The organism is Hymenobacter norwichensis DSM 15439 (assembly GCF_000420705.1).
Classification (GTDB): Bacteria; Bacteroidota; Bacteroidia; order Cytophagales; family Hymenobacteraceae; genus Hymenobacter; species Hymenobacter norwichensis.
In genome coordinates this window covers 497,900-515,707 of record NZ_ATVL01000008.1, presented here as the reverse complement: position 1 = coordinate 515,707, position 17,808 = coordinate 497,900, and the positions used below count along the sequence as shown (strand labels likewise).

The following is a 17,808-nucleotide window of genomic DNA, read 5'->3' as shown; positions in this document are numbered from 1 at the left end:
TAGCCAGATGTGCCCGGTACCAGCTGTGAATCTCGCGCCGCCGCTTCACCCGGTCGGCTAGCAGTTCCATCTGGCCCCGCCCGATACCAGCCAGCAGATTGCTAAGGCGGTAATTGTAGCCCGTAACGGAATGCTGGTAGTAAGGTGCGGGGTCTTTGGCCTGGGTAGCTAGGAACCGGACCTGCTGAGCGTATTCGGTACTGTTGGTTACTAAGGCACCACCACCGCTAGTAGTCAGGATTTTGTTTCCGTTGAAAGAAAAGACACCCACGGCTCCAAACGTGCCCAGCGGCTGGCCTTGGTAATGCGCGCCCAACGCTTCGGCGGCGTCTTCGAGCACCGGAATATCGTAGGCCGCGGCCACGTCCAACAACTCGCGCAGCTTGGCCGGCATCCCGTACAGATGCACCAGAATAAGTGCCTTGGGCCGGTGCCCGTGTCTGATTCGGTCTTCGATGGCTTCACGCAGCAGATCGGGGCAGAGGTTCCAGGTGGCGGGCTCACTATCGATAAACACCGGCGTGGCCCCGAGGTAGGTGATGGGGTTGGCGGTAGCCACAAACGTGAACGACGGACATAGCACCTCATCCCCCGGCCCCACGCCCAACACGATGAGCCCGAGGTGAATAGCGGCTGTGCCTGAGGTAAGGGCTACGCAATGCTTGGCACCGGTAAACTCGCAGATGTCCCGCTCGAACCCATCCAAATTAGGACCGGTTGGGGCCACCCAATTATCTTCTAGCGCCTTATGCAGGTAGTTGATTTCGTGGCGGCCGAGGTGGGGCGGCGACAAGTAGAGACGGTCGTAATCCTGACTACGCATGAACTGAACAGGGCCGCAGCCGCAGCTTGTGCCTAAGGGTAACAGAAAGGAAGATTTGCCGCAAAGGTGGCGACACGCACTTTAGCAACCGCCGAAAACCTGCATAGCTGTCGAGTAGAGCTAATTAAGCGTTAAGTACAGAGGCGTGACTTTCAACAAGATACCGGCATTATAAACGCACTTGGTATTACGCTTGCTACTGTCTGGATTTGATTACTTGTGCCGGTACGCCCACTGCAGTACAATGGGCTGGCAGGTCGCGGACGGCTACGGCCCCAGCGCCCACAATAGTATGCGCGCCCACCCGCACCTGGTTGATAACGGTGGCATTGGTGCCCAGATACACGCCAGTTGCCAGGTGCGCTGCGCCGCCAATGTTAGCGTGCGGCATCAGGGAGCAGAAATCTTCCAGCACGGCATCATGCCCAACGGTGCAGCCCAGATTAAGCAGTACGTGCTGGCCCAGCACAATATCGGTGGTCAGGATGCAGCCCTGACCGATAACACAACCTGCCCCGATTTGCAGTTGCTGATACGGCGCGCAGGCCACACTGGGATGTATGAGAGTGGCAAACGACAACGTTGGCGCAGTGAGCTGGCGTACCACTGCGGCCCGGCTCTGGCTGTTGCCTACCGCTACGGCCACGTGTAGCGGACTTGGTGTGGCGTTGAGGTCGGCGGCGGTACCAAGGTAGGGGAGCCCATGCAGCGTATCAGCAGCCGGCCGAACGTCGTCGTAGAAGCCGGTGAGGTGCCAGGTAGGGCGCTGCTCGTTGATCTGGTGAACCAGCACCAATACTTCCCGGCCCAGGCCGCCCGCCCCGAAGATGGCCAGCGGCCGGACCGACGACGTGTCGGGAGTTGGCTGATTGAGGGGAAACGGCGTCGTCATAGGGAGGAAGAGTGGGGGGAGGAAGAAGCTGAGCCGCGAAACGGCGTGGTGGTGGCTTGGCCGGGCGCGGTGATTCCCCGGGCGCCAAGCACGCGCAATACCGTGCGCAGCAGAATCCGCAGGTCGAGAGCGAAGCTGCGGTTATCAACGTACCACGTATCGAACAGGAATTTTTGCTCCCAACTGATGGCATTGCGGCCGTTCACCTGCGCCCAGCCGGTAAGCCCTGGCAGCACCAGATGGCGACGGGCCTGCGCAGTCGAGTACAATGGCAAATACTGGGGTAGCAGCGGCCGAGGCCCCACCAAGCTTAGGTCGCCGCGTAGTATGTTCCACAACTGTGGCAGCTCATCGAGCGAAGCGGCGCGCACCCAACGGCCCAAACGAGGCAGGCGTTGCGCATCCGGAAGCAACTGCCCATTAGCGTGGTGAGTGGTGGTCATGGTTTGCAGCTTATAGAGCGTGAACAGCCGGCCGTGCAAACCCGGCCGCAGCTGCCTGAACAGCCACGGTCCTCGGTTCTGGACAGCAAGTGCGCCCGCCGTGAGTAGTAGCAGCGGCAGCGTAAGCACAAACAAAGGCGTCGCCAGTCCTACATCCAGCACGCGCTTGCCCCAGCGGCTATACCAGTTGGTTGGGTCAGACATACGGGTAGACGAAGCGGTTTGGGTTGCAAGTTATCAGTTGACAGTTGAGAGTTATCAGTTTCGAATTGTCGGTTGCCAGATTAGCGTACGTTTGATCGAAAGCACACTCACAACTGACAACTGAAGACTCGAAACTGACCATTACCTTTAGCCCATGCTCGTTTTTCCGAACGCCAAACTCAACCTCGGCCTTTACGTCACGGGCCAGCGGCCCGACGGTTTCCGCAACCTCGAATCGGTGTTTGTGCCACTGCCGTGGTGCGACGCGCTGGAAGTGCTGCCTGCCCCTAACGGTACCGAAACCACCCTTGCCCTGACCGGCATCTCTATCCCCGGTGACCCGGCCACCAACCTCTGCCGCCGCGCTTACGAGCTACTGCGGGTTGATTTCAACCTGCCGCCGGTACAGCTGCACTTGCACAAAGTGGTGCCGATTGGAGCTGGCCTAGGTGGCGGCTCGGCTGATGCGGCCTTTGCGCTGAAGGCCCTGAACGACCTGTTTCAGCTGGGTCTACCAATCGAGAAGTTGCAGGCCTATGCCCGCCAGCTGGGCTCCGACTGCGCGTTTTTTGTAGCCAACGAGCCGGTTTTTGCCTACGAGAAAGGCGACGTATTCGAGGAAATCAGCCTCAACCTGACCGGTACCGCCTGCAAAGTGGTGTATCCCGGTTTGCACATCAGCACGGCCGAAGCCTACGCCCGCGTATCCGCGGCCTCACCGCGCCACGACCTACGCCAAGCCCTACGCCAGCCGCTAGAAACCTGGCGCAACACCGTCAGCAACGATTTCGAGGATGCCCTGACGCCCATTTATCCGGTGCTAGGCGAAATTAAGCAGCAACTGTACGCGGCCGGGGCAGCCTACGCCAGCCTTTCGGGCTCGGGCTCGGCTGTGTACGGCTTGTTCCCCGGCCGAGAACTGCCCCCAAAGCTGGAGCTGCCTGCGCAGTATCTGGTCTGGGACGGAAGGTTGTAGAAATAGTGAGTTAGACGGTGTATTGCGCAGACTCACGCCATCAAAATCACCACCTCAATAGTGCACCTTTACCCCACCAACACGTCGGCGGCTTCGGGCTTTGGCTGGTGGCGCTTGTTCCATTGGTCGAGGACGGGGTGGATAAGCACGCTGAACAGGATAACCAGCGTGCCGAGGTAGAACCCCGTTGACATTTTCTCTTCGCTGCCGAGCAGCAGCACCGCCAGCAAGATGCCGTACACCGGCTCCAGGTTGATGGTCAAATTCACGACGAAAGCCGAAAGACGCTTCATCAACTCCACCGACGCCGAGAAGGCGTACACCGTACACACGCCTGCCAATAGCCCCAGCCATAGCCAGTCGTAGCCGTGCAGCGCAAGTTGCAATCCATTGCCCTCGGTGAAATAATGGCTGTAGAGCGGAAAGAAAAGCGCAATACTGAGGCCAGCACCCGCCATTTCGTAGAAGGTAAGCCGTAGCGGCGCATGACGCTTCACCAGCTGCGAGTTCAGCACGCTAAACAGGGCCGAAAGCCCCGCCGACAAAATGGCCACCAGTAGCCCCGCCAGCTGGTCCAACTCTGCCCTCGATACCAGGTACAGCCCCACCATCGTCAGCAGCCCCAGCCCAACTTCGTACAGCCGTACCCGTCGCCACAGCAGCAGCGGCTCCAGCAACGAGGTCCAGAGGGCCAGCGTGGCCATGCCCGCTAAGCACACACTCACCGACGACAAGCGCGCCGCCAGAAAGAACGTAATCCAATGTGCTGCCACCAGTGCGCCCACGCCCAGCAGCCGCAAGGCTTCTGTGGGCGCCACGCGCCATCCCACCTTGCGGGCGGTCAGCAGTACGCCTAGCCCACCCGTAGCCAGTAAGGTCCGCCAGAATACCAGCTCTACCGGCGGCACCGAAATCAGCTTGCCCAAAATGGCCGTAAAGCCCCAAAGCAGGACGATAAAATGCAGGCGGAGGTAGTCTTTTAGCATAGGAGTGAAGTTGTGAGGTTGTGAAATTGTGAGGTTGGTTTTGAAGTGGCGCGACTCGCGCAGATTGCGCGGTTAGAACACCAAATTCACCATTTCACAACTTCACAAGCTCACTAGTTAGCGTGGTACCACGCGGTAGAGCACCAGCCCGATGCAGGTGAAAACGATGCTGGGAATCCAGGCGGCCAGCATGGGATTCAAGTCGCCGACTTGGGCGAAGTTTCGGCTGAGGATAACGAAGATGATAAACACGAAAGCCAGCACGAATCCCAGCGCAATCTGCCCGCCTACGCCGGCCCGGCTCTTGCGTGCACTCATAATCACCCCGATAATGGTGAGAATGAACATGGCGTAAGGGTAGGCGTACCGCTCGTATTTGTCGCTCAGATAAATCTGTGTATCAGAAGCACCCCGTTCTATTTTCTGTTTGATAAAGCGGTTCAGCTCGGGCAGGGTCAGGGTTTCGCTGAGGCGGTAGGTGCTGGCAAAGTCTTTGGGGTAGAGGTTGAGCGTAGTGTCGCGGGCGGGTAGTGTCAGCAGCGTTTCCTTGGGGCCGTTGATGATGCGCACCAACTGCGGCGACAGCAGCCAAGCCCGCTTGGTGGAATCCCAGGTAATGGCTTCGGCCGTCATGCGGCGCTTGAGCAAGGTGCCTTCCACGGTTTCCAGCGCAAACTTATAGCCCACGTTGCTTACGTTGTTGTAGCTCTCCATGTAGGCGTAGCTGTTCGGTCCGATTTTGATGTGCACGTTGCGTCCTTTGTACACGTAGGGATTCTTGGTGTACTTCCGCTCGAAGTTGACCCGCGTTTTGTTGGCGTACGGGATGATCCAGCCGGTCAGGGCAATAGTAACCACCGCCAGAATGGCGCTGCCCATCAAATACGGTACTAGCAGCCGCTTGAAGCTCACGCCACTGGCCAGAATCGCCACAATTTCGGTGCGCGCCGCCAGCTGCGCCGTCACGAATACCACCGCAATAAACACGGTAATAGGGGAGAGCAGGTTGGCGTAATACGGAAACAGGTTCACGTAGTACTCCAACATAATCTGCTTGATGCCCAGATTATGCTTGAGAAAGTCGTCGTTCTTCTCGGTGAAGTCAATCACGCAAATCACCATCACCAACACCACTACGGTGAAGAAGAAGGCCGTGAGAAATTTCTTGAGAATGTATTTATCGAGCAGTTTCATGGTTTAGCTGTTAGCTGATAGCTGTAGCAATGTTCTGTTCCGACGAAGCCATATGTACCGAGCTGCCAATAGTGCCAGTAAAGCTCCAAGCTTAAAGCACGCTGCTTTAGCCCAAGGAGACATGGGTAGATCCATGCCCAGCGGAGGATAAATAGTCCAGCCTTGCACCACCGAATCTTGAACTGGCCAACCATAGTAAGGCCACCAATAGTTGGAGGGTATTGGCTGCTGAGGAAATTCGCTTAGCCAAGGACTACTAGCAAAATGAATTAAACTGCCCATGGTATAAGCTAGAAACAGCAAGATGAGCAAATTGCTTGCTAGCTGCATGACTGATGAAGGATCCTTTGTGAAAGGTTTTCTTTTTGTGATGCGAACTACAAAAGCTGCTAATAGGAGCAAAGAGGCACATGAAATAAAGGCAATCCACAAGGGGTGAAGCCAGAGGACAGCTAGTATCAGAAGTCTCAAATAATATGACCAAGGATTCAGACTGTTACTAACTGGACCGTCCGCCATTTCCGGGCTCGAAAAATAAAGGAAGATGCTAACGAAGTCGCTTACAACAAATGATACACAGTAAAGAGTAGGGAGAAATATCAGTAGTAGCCACAGAAGAATACGAGGCAAGCGTTGTGTAAAAAGCATATTTCCTGCAAACCTACAGCCGCGTCATCACCTGCTTCACCATCTGGTCTTTCCATTCGCGGAAGGTGCCGGCCAGAATCTGCTGACGGGCTTGCTTCACCAGCCACAAGTAGAACGTGAGGTTGTGGATAGAGGCAATTTGCGGGCCGAGCATTTCCTTGCTGTGGAACAAGTGGCGCACGTAGGCTTTCGAGTAGAACGTACTGACGTAGCCGCCTAGTTCAGCGTCAATCGGCTCGAAGTCGTCGGCCCATTTCTTGTTGCTGATGTTGATAATGCCCTGGGTGGTGAAGAGCATGCCGTTGCGGGCATTGCGAGTCGGCATAACGCAGTCGAACATATCTACCCCCAACGCTATATTCTCCAGAATATTGGCTGGCGTGCCCACGCCCATTAGGTAGCGTGGCTTGTCCTGGGGCAGAATGTTGCACACCAGTTCGGTCATTTCGTACATCAGCTCGGCTGGCTCGCCCACGCTCAGGCCGCCAATGGCGTTGCCTTCGCGGCCTTGCTCGGCAATAAACTCCGCCGACTTGATGCGCAAATCCTTGAACGTGCTGCCCTGCACAATCGGGAACAGGGTTTGGGAGTAGCCGTAGTGCCCCTCGGTACTGTCGAAGCGCTGAATGCAACGCGTGAGCCAGCGGTGCGTCATGTCCAAGGATTTGCGGGCGTATTCGTACTCGCAGGGCCAGGGCGTGCACTCATCAAAGGCCATGATAATGTCGGCCCCGATGGTGCGTTGGATGTCCATCACGCCTTCGGGCGAAAACAAGTGCTGGCTGCCGTCAATGTGAGAGCGGAATTTCACGCCTTCCTCCTTGATTTTGCGGGTGCCGCTGAGCGAGTACACCTGATACCCGCCCGAATCGGTGAGGATGGGCCGGTCCCAGCCATTGAACTTGTGCAGGCCACCGGCTTTTTGCAGCACATCCAAGCCAGGGCGCAGGTACAAATGGTAGGTGTTGCCGAGGATAATCTGGGCTTGCACGTCGTCTTTCAGGTCGCGCTGCTGCACGGCTTTCACGGTGCCCGCCGTGCCCACGGGCATAAAAATGGGGGTTTCAATTGAGCCGTGGTCGGTGTGGACTACGCCGGCGCGGGCTTTGGTATGCGGGTCTTGGGTTACTAAGTCGAAGGTCATTCTGGAAGAAGGTAGGAGCTAGAAGCTGGGAGTAAGGAGCAAAAGGCAGAAGAAAAGGACCCATAGCCAACAGGCTGTTCAAGGCTTTTTATTTCTCCTAACTTCTAGCTCCCAACTCCTAGCTTCCGAATACAAAGGTACTTCGCCCACCTCGAATGCCTACTTTTGCAGGCTAATTCACCAGCCCTGTGTTGCCAGTTCCTTTTTCCCCCGCCGTGTGGCTGTTGTTGCTCACTGTGTTGGTGCAGCTCTTCTACCTGGGCTACTACTTTTTGCCCTTCGCCAACCGGCCCCCCGAGCCAGAGCCCGATGCCGCGCGGGCCGAGCCGGTATCCATAGTGGTGTGCGCCCGCAATGAGTTAGAGAACCTGCGCCGCCTGTTGCCGCTGCTCCTGAAACAAGACTATCCCGCCGCTTTCGAAATCATCCTCATCGACGACCGTTCCGGCGACGACACCTATCTGTATGTGCAGCAGCTCACCCAATACTATCCGCACGTCCGCCTCGTCACCATCGACCGCACGCCCGAAGGCCTAGCTCCCAAGAAATACGCCCTAACGTTGGGCATCAAAACGGCGCGCTACGGCCAATTGCTGTTCACCGATGCCGACTGCATACCCGCCACCAATCATTGGCTACTGTACATGCAAGCCGGCTTCCAGCGCCCCGCCGATATGGTGCTCGGCTACTCAGCATACACTGAGGCTCCCGGATTTCTGAATAAGCTGATTCGGTTTGAAACATTACTGACGGGCACGCAGTATTTGTCGTTCGCATGGCGTGGCAAACCCTATATGGGCGTGGGCCGCAACCTTGCGTACACGCCGCAGGTCTTTCGCTCAACCAAAGGCTTTGCTTCCCACATCCGCAGCCTGAGCGGCGACGACGACCTGCTGGTGCAGGATGCCGTGACGCAAGGAGCGCGGGTGGCCGTGGTAGCTGAGCCAGCAGCCCACACTTTAAGTGAGCCAGCTGAAACCTGGACGGGGTGGTGGCGACAGAAAAGGCGCCATTTGTCGGCGGGAGGGCGCTACAAGGCGCCCGACCGATGGCGGATTGGAACCTTTATGGGAAGTAATATGCTTTTTCATGGTATTAGTTTGATTTTGCTGTTTTCCCGCCCCGATTGGATACCTTTGGCCGCTGTATGGACGGTGCGCACAGCACTGATTACGGGCACCTATCTCCGCCTTAGCCGCCGCCTCGACGACTCCCTGCCAGCGGCGCTGCTGCCGGTATTAGACCTTGTCTACTTTTTTTATTATCTCGCTTTAGGAATCTCGCTGTTCCTCTACCGTACCCTCAGATGGAAGTAAACAACCCGGAAAAACAGTTTTCAGCAAAGGCCAAGCACGACTTCAAGTTGATTCGGGCCGCCGTGGAAAACACCGATGAAAAGGCGTATGCTGAGCTAATGCATATCTATAAGAAGCCGGTATATCATGTGGTGCTGAAAATGGTGCGGAATCCCGACGATGCCGAGGACCTTACCATCGAGGCTTTCGCCAAAGCCTTCCGCAACCTGCACAAATTCAACCCGGAGTTTGCGTTTAGCACTTGGCTGTTCCGTATTGCCACCAACAACTGCATCGACTTTATTCGCAAGAATAAAATCAAAACGATGTCGATTGACTCGGCTATCAAAATTGATAACGGCGATGAAATCACCATCGACTTCCGCGACCAAAACCTGAACCCGCAGGAATCGACCATCAAAAACCAGAAAATCGAAATCATGCAGCATGTGGTATCCCGGCTGCCTGATAAGTACCAGCGCCTCGTGACGCTGCGCTATTTCGATGAGCTGAGCTACGAGGAAATAGCCCAGGAGCTAAAAGCTCCCCTCGGCACCGTGAAAGCCCAGCTGCACCGCGCCCGTGAGCTGCTCTATGACATGGTGAAAAACAAGAAGGAAATCATATAAGTGAAAAGCCCCGCTAGTCGGGGCTTTTTTTATGCAGTACATATTAGAACGTCATGCAGAGCGTAGCGAAGCATCTCGCGTGCTGACGTCAGGGCTCTTTCTCCAACGTCAGCGGGCGAGATGTTTCGCTACGCTCTGCATGACCACCTTTATAGGATCATTGTACGCAGACTTTGGCTGCTGTACTACCTTTGCCGCACTATGGATATCATCAACCACTACTTTCCGCATCTTACCGACCACCAGCGCCAGCTGTTCCAGAAGCTCGATACCGAGTTCCGTAGCTGGAACGAGCGCCTCAACCTGGTAGCTCGTACTGATGTTGACAACCTGGCAGAGCGCCATTTCCTGCACTCCCTGGGCATTGCGAAAGTGGTGGAGTTTCCGGCCGGCGCCTCGGTGCTGGATGTAGGTACGGGTGGCGGCTTGCCGGGCTTGCCGTTGGCTATTCTGTTTCCGGAAGTGAAGTTTCACCTCGTGGATAGCATCGGCAAGAAGATTCACGCCGTGCAGGAAATGGCGCGTGACTTAGGTCTCACCAACGTTACGGCCGAGCAAATCCGCGCCGAGCAGCTCCGCCCCAAGTACGACTACGTAGTGAGCCGCGCCGTAGCCCGCTTGGCTACCTTCCACACCTGGATTGCGCACCGCTACAAACCCCACGGTGACGTCACTAGCGGCCTTTACTACCTGAAGGGCGGCGACCTAACCGAAGAAATTGAAGAGTCTGGCCTCAAGGCCACTATTACCGACCTCAAGGATTTTTACACGGAAGAGTTCTTCGAGACAAAGAAGGTGGTGTTCGTGCCGACTAACTCGGGTGGGAGGGGGTAGGGAGGCTCGTGTCGTTTCTTAAATGACAACAATCATTGTTACGAGTTTCTTCAATCAGAAGCCTCGTTCAAGGGACACAATACGAGCAAAGAAATGGCCACAGCAGTGGAATAGATGCTTAGTGCTGTAGTTCAGCTAAGCTTTACTGTTTATCCCTACAAGATGGTGTCCTTTACAAGCTTGGCCTTGCTCTCTTTGTTGTTGAGGTCATCTATCATGCAGAACTCTCTGGAAATCTATTCTGCTCAACGGATGGAACAAGCACAGCCAGAAGATTCTTTGATAGGGCGGTGGCGCGGGCAAGAAGAGAGTGTTTGAATTAACTTAGAGTTTACTGCCTCTCATATATTGATCATCCGGCATGACAAGGAGATATATAGAACATTTCGCTACACGGTAAAAGGAAACGCACTTACTCTTAGAGTAGCTGACAAGTCCGTTAGCAAACATTATTATCAGGTGAGACGCTATACGCTCACCTTTAGACCAGATAAAGTAACGCACTCAGAATCCATTGACTTGTTGTATGAATTATCCTTCCATAGAGTCCTATAGGCACCATCTTAACGTCTCTTTCAGTGAGTGGAAGAAATGAAAACAAGGCCTAACGACCAGCTATACAATGTGTAAGAACTTAAGCAGCTAGCTGACCAGTTTTTGTTCACAAATTGGTAGCCATTGTAATCACCCTGGCACCTCGGCCGTCAGAAACTCAACGGCTCGGCGTTCAGAATAATACTCGCCATCGGGCGTGCCTTCTGCAAACCCGACGTGGCCGCCTGCTTGCGGCGTTTCCAGGAAGACGAACTTGCTGCGAGCCGCCACTTCCCGTGGGTAGCAGGTGGGGGCTAGGAATGGGTCGTTTTGGGCGTTGACGAGCAGGGTAGGGATTTGGATGGCGCCAAGGTAGCGGCCGGAAGCGGCGTGCTCGTAATACTCATCGGCCGACTTGAAGCCGTGCATAGATGCGTGGTACTATCCATCAGCTTGAAAGATTTAGCGCCACGGGGTTCCCGAATTGGCTGATTTATCTCCGACTTCTTGTTCTTTCCTCTTCCTCGCTTTCTTCATAACTGCTGTGCGGCGCGCGACAGAAGCAGAGTTGCTGTTGCTGCCGAATTAGAAATGAATACTTGTTTTCTTGGCAAGCACTAGCCGCAACCCTAGTCCTTATTATCTTGTCATTCGTAGCCGCGTGCCATAATGCTTCTTCTTTCCTTTCTGCCTATGAAAACACTGTTTCTTTCCGCCACCTTATTACTCGTTGCAGTTGTATCTGAGGGCCAGGACTTCAAGTATCAAACACCTCCCAAAGCCCTCCAAGACCTGCTACTGGCGCCGCCCACGCCGCGCGTTAGCCTCGCATCGAATGGCCGCACAATGGCCTTGCTGCAAGTGCAGGATTTTCCGACTGTGGCCGAGCTAGCGCAGCCTGAACTGCGCCTGGCGGGCTTGCGCATGAACCCGCGTACCAACGGGCAGAGCCGGGTGAGCTACGCGGTGGGTATCAAGCTTAAAACATTGCCCAACGGTGCCGAAATCGAGGTGAAAGGCCTGCCAGCCCAAGCGCGGATCAGTGACGTGAGCTGGTCGCCCGATAATAAAACCATAGCCTTTGCGCTAACTGTGCCCGGCTCCGGTACCGACGGCCGCGTGGAACTTTGGATAGCCGACGTGGCCGGGGCCACAGCGCGCCGCTTATTGGCCACGCCCCTCAACGATGCGTTTGGTAACTCCTTCGATTGGGTTTCTGACAGCAAAACGATTTTGGCTTGCACCGTGCCGGCGGGCCGGGGTACCGCGCCTTCGGCCGACACTGCGCCCACTGGACCGGCGGTGCAGGAAAGCGGCGGCGGCATCAAAACGGCGGCCCGTACTTATCAGGATCTGCTGAAAAACCCCGCCGACGAGCGACTGTTCGATTACTATGCCACCTCTCAACTGGTGAAGGTGAACGTAGCCGATGGAACAGCCCAGCCCCTGGGCCAGCCCGGCGTGATTCAGACCGCCTCGCCTTCACCCGATGGCAAATACGTGATGCTGCGTACCCGCCACCGGCCGTATTCTTACACGCTACCTATCACCCGGTTCCCGCAGCGCATTGATGTGCTGGATCTAACTACCGGGGCCTCGGTGAAATCAGTGGTTGATTTGCCTTTGGCTGACGCCGTACCCATCGGCAATGATGCGGCGCCTACTGGCCCACGTAACCACGGATGGCGCGCCGATGTGCCCGCTACGCTCTATTACGTGGAGGCCCAAGACGGCGGCAACCCCAAAACGAAAGCAGACATTCGCGATAAAATATTTACTCTAGAAGCGCCATTTACGGGCACGCCACAAGAGCTAGTAGCGTTGCCTATGCGCTTTGGCGGCCTAAGCTGGGGCACCAGCCAACTGGCCCTGGTAGATGGCTACCGCTGGGCCGACCGCCACGAGACTAAGTGGCAGTTGAACCCTAGCAAGCCGACCGCGCCGCTCACTGTGTTGTTCGAGGGGTCGTCGGAGGATAAGTACAAAGACCCCGGCACGCCGTACGAGCACCGCAATGCCCAAGGCAAATCGGTGTTGCTCACGGGCGGACCTTCGGGTCAGAATCTGTACTTGCTGGGCATGGGAGCCTCGCCCGAAGGTGACCGGCCTTTTGTGGACGAGCTAGATTTGAGCAGCAAGAAGACTACCCGCTGGTGGAGGTCGCAGGCGCCCGTGTATGAGGTGCCAGTAGCCATTATTGATGCTAGCGGCAAAAACCGGCAGCTGCTCACCCGCCGCGAGTCGCTCACTCAGTCGCCAAACTACTATCTGCGCGACGCCACTAAAAAAGACAAGCTCACGGCCGTAACCAAGTTCCCGAATCCATACGCGGCGTTTGGGGGCAGTTTCCCCAAGCAGGTGCTCAAGTACAAGCGCGCCGATGGTGTGGACTTGACAGCCAACCTCTACCTGCCGCCAAACTACAAGAAAAGCGACGGTCCGCTGCCCACACTTATGTCGGCTTATCCTCTGGAATTCAAGGATAAAAGTACTGCCGGGCAAGTAAGTGGTTCACCGTACACCTTCACGCGCCTAGGTGGTGGCTCGCCGGTATTCTGGGTTACGCAGGGCTACGCCGTGCTAGAAAATGCCAGCGTGCCGATAGTGGGCGAGGGCAGCAAAGACCCCAACGATACCTACATCGAGCAGCTAGTGAGCAGTGCCAAGGCGGCTATTGACGAAGGGGCACGCCTGGGCGTGGTGGACGCCGACCGGGTGGGCGTGATGGGCCACAGCTACGGCGCATTCATGACGGCCAACTTGTTGTCGCACTCCAACTTGTTTAAAGCGGGCATTGCTCGGAGCGGCGCCTATAACCGCACCCTCACGCCCTACGGCTTTCAGGGCGAGGAACGCAGCTACTGGCAGGTACCGGAAGTGTACAACACGATGTCGCCGTTCAACTACGCCGACAAAATGAAAACGCCCATCCTGCTGATCCACGGCGAGGCCGACAACAACCAGGGTACTTTCCCCATCCAGAGTGAGCGGTACTTTTCTGCTCTCAAAGGCCAGGGCGCTACCGCGCGCTATATAGTGCTGCCAGCCGAGGCGCATGGCTACGCAGCCCGCGAGAATATGCTCCACGTGTTGTGGGAGACGAATGCGTGGCTAGAGAAATACGTGAAGCCACTCAAGCCAGCAAACTAACTACAGCAAAAAGAGTAAACAGTAAAAACCGAGAAGCCTGAATTACCAAGTGGTAGTTCAGGCTTTTTCATGTGTGCTTACCTAGCTGCTTTCCTAAGCGCAAGGTTGGGCTTTTCGCAAGCTGTAGCTAAGCGCAGCAAAGGTGACAGGCTGCTACTATTCTTGTCTTCCAGCATAGCCACGCTACATTGTCAGTGCACCTGACGTCGCAGCAAGTGAAGGCTATTTTCAACTGCTAGCAAATCTTACAGCCTAAGAAAATATGTAGCAACGGCAGTTGTTTGAAAAGTACAGAAATACCCCGTATGGCAGCGTTTTATAGCACTTTGCGGCGGTATTATATAAGTGAAATCGATTGCAATATTTGCAATATTAGCGTGGCTTTATAGAGAAAAATATCATGCCGATTATGCAATTGTTAATATTATGTTCTTTATTGGCACTTACGACCGGAATAAGCTCCACTAATAACTCATAGTACATGGGTAAATATTACACTCGTTTTTGTCTGAAATGCCTATCTAAAAAGGGGCATTATATGAGTGAAAGAGTAAAGTATTGCCTCATAGGGTAGTATTCAAGAGGGCACGGCTAAGATGGCCGCCTATATTCAAACAGGTTTTCAGCTTGTACTCACCCACCACTGCGAGTAAGTTGACATGCGCTCTGATTGGGAGTATCGACAGGGATATAATTGCCGGAAACGACCAGTAGGAGCTTTGGTTTAATTCCTTATTGCTTTTACTGCGTGCTTGTAAAGCATGAGTTGAGTTTCCGAGGTAGGCAGAATCCGGTATTCCAATTGCCCGAAAAACAACTGGGCTTGTAGTGACGGGGGCGAGTAGGGGAGGAGCCAGAAAACAGTAGGGTAAAGTAATTCAAACCTTGTTCATTCAATAAATCATAATTCACATGAAGAAAGCTTTACTTTCCAGCTTTGTCTTGATGTCGGCCCTCCCCACGCAGGCGTGGGCGCAGAACAAGGCTGTGACAGGGCGAGTGACGGATGCCATTACCGGCGAAGGGATGCCTGGGGTAACCGTCCACCTCAAGGACACCTCCGTAGCGGCGCCAACCGATGAGAAGGGCAACTACAGCATCAGCGTGCCGGCTACCGGCGGAACCTTGGTGTTTACGTTCATCGGCTACCTCAACAAAGAGGTGACTGTCGGCAATCAGTCCACGCTTAACGTGAGCTTGGCTAGCGACTCCAAAAACCTCAACGAGGTAGTGGTAGTAGCCTACGGCACCGCCGACCCGGCTACGTTCACCGGCTCTGTGGCCCAGATTGGGGCCGAAAAACTGGCGCAACGGCCAGTAACCAACATCACCAATGCCATTGCTGGCCAAGCCCCCGGGGTACAGGTTTCGGCTGGCTCGGGGCAGCCGGGCGCTGGCCCTGATATCCGCATCCGTGGGTTCAGCTCGGTAAACTATGCCAACGACCCGCTGTATGTAGTGGACGGGGTACCGTACACGGCCGGCTTGTCGAACCTGAACACAGAGGATATAGCGAGCATATCGGTGTTAAAGGATGCTGCCTCCACTGCTCTTTATGGTTCTCGCGCTACCAACGGGGTAGTAATGATTACCACCAAGAAGGGCAAGAAAGACCGGATACAAGTGAATTTGAGGGCGTTGCAGGGCGTTTCGTCGCGCGCGGTTCCTGAGTACGAGCGTGTAAACGCGCAGGAATACTACCCGCTGATGTGGGAAGCCTATCGGAATAGCTTGGTCAGCAACACCGTTACCAACGCGCAGGCCAGTCAGCGGGCCACCAATGACATCAAGGGCCTGTTGGGTTACAACCCCTTCAATGTGCCGAACAACCAGATTGTGCGCACGGATGGCACGCTAAACCCGGATGCGCAGCTGCTGTGGGGGGATGACCTGGATTGGGAGAAAGCATTAACCCGGGACGGCTCCCGCTCCGATTATACCGTGAGCTTCAACGGTGGGTCCGAGAAGAGCGACTACTACGTTTCGCTGGGCTACCTGAACGAGAAAGGGTATGTGATTAAGTCGGACTTCGAGCGGTTCGCGGGCCGGTTGAACGTCAACAGCAACCTAACCAAGTGGTTTAAGGCGGGTGTGAACCTGAACTACACCCTCACCAACTCCAACCAAGCAAATACGGGAAGCTCCACGGGCTTCGTAAACCCCTTCTTCTTTAGCCGCGGAGTTGGGCCTATTTACCCCATCTACCAGCACGACCCCACCACGGGCGAATACGTGCTCGACGCGAATGGTGAGCGGATATATGATTTGGGCGGCTCCTCCCCAACCATGACCCGCCCGGTGTATCCCGGCCGGCATATCATAGCTGAAACCGAGTGGAACAACAACCTCTACCGCCGCAATGTGCTGGGCGGCAGAACCTACGGGGAAATCACCTTCCTGAAAGACTTCAAGTTCACGGCCAACTTCGCTGCCGACATCACCAACTACGAAGAGCAGACCTACGAAAACACCATAGTGGGCGACGGTGCCCCGGCTGGTCGGGCAGGCCGCGTGCTCTACAACCTAACGAGCTACACGGCCAACCAGCTCCTCAACTACACCCGCACGCTAGCAGACGTGCACACGGTGGATCTGTTGGCGGGCCACGAAAACTACAGCCGGAGCCGCGACTACCTGAGCGGCACCAAGTCAGGAGAGGTAATTGCTGACAACACTGAACTCCAGAACTTCAGTACCATCAACAGTTTCAACACCTACCTGCAAGAACACCGGATAGAGTCGTATTTCGGGCGGGCAAACTATACCTACAACGACAAGTACACTGTGTCGGCCTCGTATCGGCGAGATGGTTCTTCCCGGTTCTACAAAGATGTGCGCTGGGGTAGCTTCTGGTCGGTTGGGGGCTCTTGGCGCTTGGATCAGGAAACCTTCTTCACCAAGCCCAACTGGGTTGACATGGTGAAGCTGCGGTCGTCGTACGGCCAAGTGGGCAACGAAAACCTGGAGAATGCCGACGGCAACCAATACTACGCGTGGCAGGCGCTGTACACGCTGGGCCAGAACAACGCTGGCGAAGCGGGCTTCTCGCAAGCAAGCTTAGGCAACCGGGGCCTGGTGTGGGAAAAGAACAACAGCTTCGACGCGGGTCTTGAATTCTCCCTGTTTGGAAATCGCCTGAACGGTTCGGCGGAGTATTTCAAACGCACCTCCAAGGACCTGTTGTTTGAAGTGCAGCTGCCGCTTTCCAGTGGGGTAGCCAACCGGATTGAAAACGTGGGCACGATGTACAACCAGGGGGTCGAGCTGCGGCTGGCTGGTGACGTCATCAAGACCGATGCCTTCACCTGGAACCTGGACGTCAACTGGACCACCTTCAAAAATGAGATAACCCAGCTGCCTTACCCCGAGCTGGTGTCGGGTACGAAGAAGCTGAAAGTAGGCGAGGATTTGCAGTCGTTCTGGCTACGCGAGTACTACGGCGTTGACCCGGAAAACGGCAATGCTCTTTACCGCGCCACCAGCTACATTGAGGCCAACAGCAAGATCATCGGCGCCGATACCGTGACCTCGAATGCCAACAACGCCCGGTTCCATTACGCCGGCACGGCTATTCCGAAGTTCTCGGGTGGTGTTACGAATACGTTCTCCTTCAAAGGTTTCACTTTGTCGGCGTTGCTCACCTACTCGGTAGGCGGCAAGTTCTACGACAGCCAGTACGCCACCCTGATGAACCACGGCACCTACGGCGGCGCCATGCACAAGGACATGCTGAACCGGTGGCAGAACCCGGGGGATATCACCGACGTGCCTAAAATGCAAGCGGGCAATACGGCCAACCTGGCGGCCGCTTCCGACCGGTGGTTGATTGATGCTTCGTATCTCAACTTTCGCTCGGTGAGCTTGAGCTACAACATTCCGGCTCCTCTCACCACGCGCCTCAAGCTGCGCAACGTGAACATCTTCGCCACAGGTGAAAACCTGGCGCTGGTTTCCAAGCGAAAAGGCATGAACGTGGCCCAAACCTTCTCGGGTACCACCTCGGCAGTGTACGTGCCTGCCCGGGTGCTTTCGCTAGGGTTGAATCTTTCTTTGTAG

Annotated in this window: 13 protein-coding genes; 6 read left to right on the top strand and 7 right to left on the bottom strand. The window is 55.6% G+C overall.

Going from position 1 to position 17,808, the window contains the following annotated elements:
- From G536_RS27740 to G536_RS0113210, 3 genes are all read right to left on the bottom strand, one after another.
- On the bottom strand, positions 1-823 hold an 823-nt coding region (locus G536_RS27740; protein WP_211223330.1), incomplete at its 3' end, for a DegT/DnrJ/EryC1/StrS family aminotransferase.
- 196 nt (positions 824-1,019) lie between these two features.
- Positions 1,020-1,715 carry an acetyltransferase gene (locus tag G536_RS0113215; RefSeq protein ID WP_022824076.1) on the bottom strand — a complete coding sequence of 232 codons (696 nt, stop codon included), beginning with the start codon at positions 1,713-1,715 and terminating at the stop codon, positions 1,020-1,022.
- Positions 1,712-2,362: a sugar transferase gene (locus G536_RS0113210; RefSeq protein ID WP_022824075.1), complete on the bottom strand. Its 651-nt coding sequence runs from the start codon at positions 2,360-2,362 to the stop codon at positions 1,712-1,714. Before G536_RS0113210 ends, G536_RS0113215 begins: the two co-directional genes overlap by 4 nt.
- A gap of 154 nt (positions 2,363-2,516) precedes the next feature.
- Between G536_RS0113210 and ispE the strand changes: the two genes are divergently transcribed.
- Positions 2,517-3,338 (top strand): 4-(cytidine 5'-diphospho)-2-C-methyl-D-erythritol kinase, encoded by an 822-nt coding sequence (gene ispE, locus G536_RS0113205; RefSeq protein WP_022824074.1) that lies wholly within the window; start codon positions 2,517-2,519, stop codon positions 3,336-3,338.
- Between the two features lie 68 nt (positions 3,339-3,406).
- Here ispE and G536_RS0113200 read toward each other — a convergent pair whose 3' ends face one another.
- The 3 genes from G536_RS0113200 to tgt all read right to left on the bottom strand — a co-directional run bounded on the left by G536_RS0113200 (position 3,407) and on the right by tgt (position 7,310).
- A complete protein-coding gene (locus G536_RS0113200) occupies positions 3,407-4,324 on the bottom strand; it encodes a DMT family transporter (RefSeq protein WP_022824073.1) in 918 nt (305 codons plus the stop codon).
- Positions 4,325-4,441: 117 nt separating this feature from the next.
- Positions 4,442-5,518 carry an LptF/LptG family permease gene (locus G536_RS0113195; protein WP_022824072.1) on the bottom strand — a complete coding sequence of 359 codons (1,077 nt, stop codon included), beginning with the start codon at positions 5,516-5,518 and terminating at the stop codon, positions 4,442-4,444.
- 661 nt (positions 5,519-6,179) lie between these two features.
- On the bottom strand, positions 6,180-7,310 hold the full coding sequence (gene tgt, locus G536_RS0113190) for a tRNA guanosine(34) transglycosylase Tgt (RefSeq protein ID WP_022824071.1): 1,131 nt from the start codon (positions 7,308-7,310) through the stop codon (positions 6,180-6,182).
- Between the two features lie 188 nt (positions 7,311-7,498).
- On the opposite strand from tgt, the gene G536_RS0113185 reads away from it, so the two are divergent.
- The 3 genes from G536_RS0113185 (at position 7,499) to rsmG (ending at position 10,068) form a co-directional block, all read left to right on the top strand.
- Complete coding sequence (locus tag G536_RS0113185; protein WP_026880145.1) at positions 7,499-8,626, top strand: glycosyltransferase; 1,128 nt, start codon at positions 7,499-7,501, stop codon at positions 8,624-8,626.
- Positions 8,617-9,234: an RNA polymerase sigma factor gene (locus G536_RS0113180; RefSeq protein WP_022824069.1), complete on the top strand. Its 618-nt coding sequence runs from the start codon at positions 8,617-8,619 to the stop codon at positions 9,232-9,234. The genes G536_RS0113185 and G536_RS0113180 overlap by 10 nt, the downstream gene beginning before the upstream one ends.
- Positions 9,235-9,435: 201 nt before the next feature.
- Positions 9,436-10,068 carry a 16S rRNA (guanine(527)-N(7))-methyltransferase RsmG gene (gene rsmG / locus G536_RS0113175; RefSeq protein WP_022824068.1) on the top strand — a complete coding sequence of 211 codons (633 nt, stop codon included), beginning with the start codon at positions 9,436-9,438 and terminating at the stop codon, positions 10,066-10,068.
- Between the two features lie 684 nt (positions 10,069-10,752).
- On the opposite strand, the gene G536_RS0113170 is transcribed toward rsmG, so the two are convergent.
- A complete protein-coding gene (locus G536_RS0113170) occupies positions 10,753-11,031 on the bottom strand; it encodes an alpha/beta fold hydrolase family protein (RefSeq protein WP_022824067.1) in 279 nt (92 codons plus the stop codon).
- Positions 11,032-11,295: 264 nt separating this feature from the next.
- On the opposite strand from G536_RS0113170, the gene G536_RS27735 reads away from it, so the two are divergent.
- Entirely contained in the window at positions 11,296-13,752 is a 2,457-nt protein-coding gene (locus tag G536_RS27735) for a prolyl oligopeptidase family serine peptidase (RefSeq protein WP_022824066.1), read from the top strand.
- Between the two features lie 912 nt (positions 13,753-14,664).
- Positions 14,665-17,808 (top strand): SusC/RagA family TonB-linked outer membrane protein, encoded by a 3,144-nt coding sequence (locus G536_RS0113160; RefSeq protein WP_026880144.1) that lies wholly within the window; start codon positions 14,665-14,667, stop codon positions 17,806-17,808.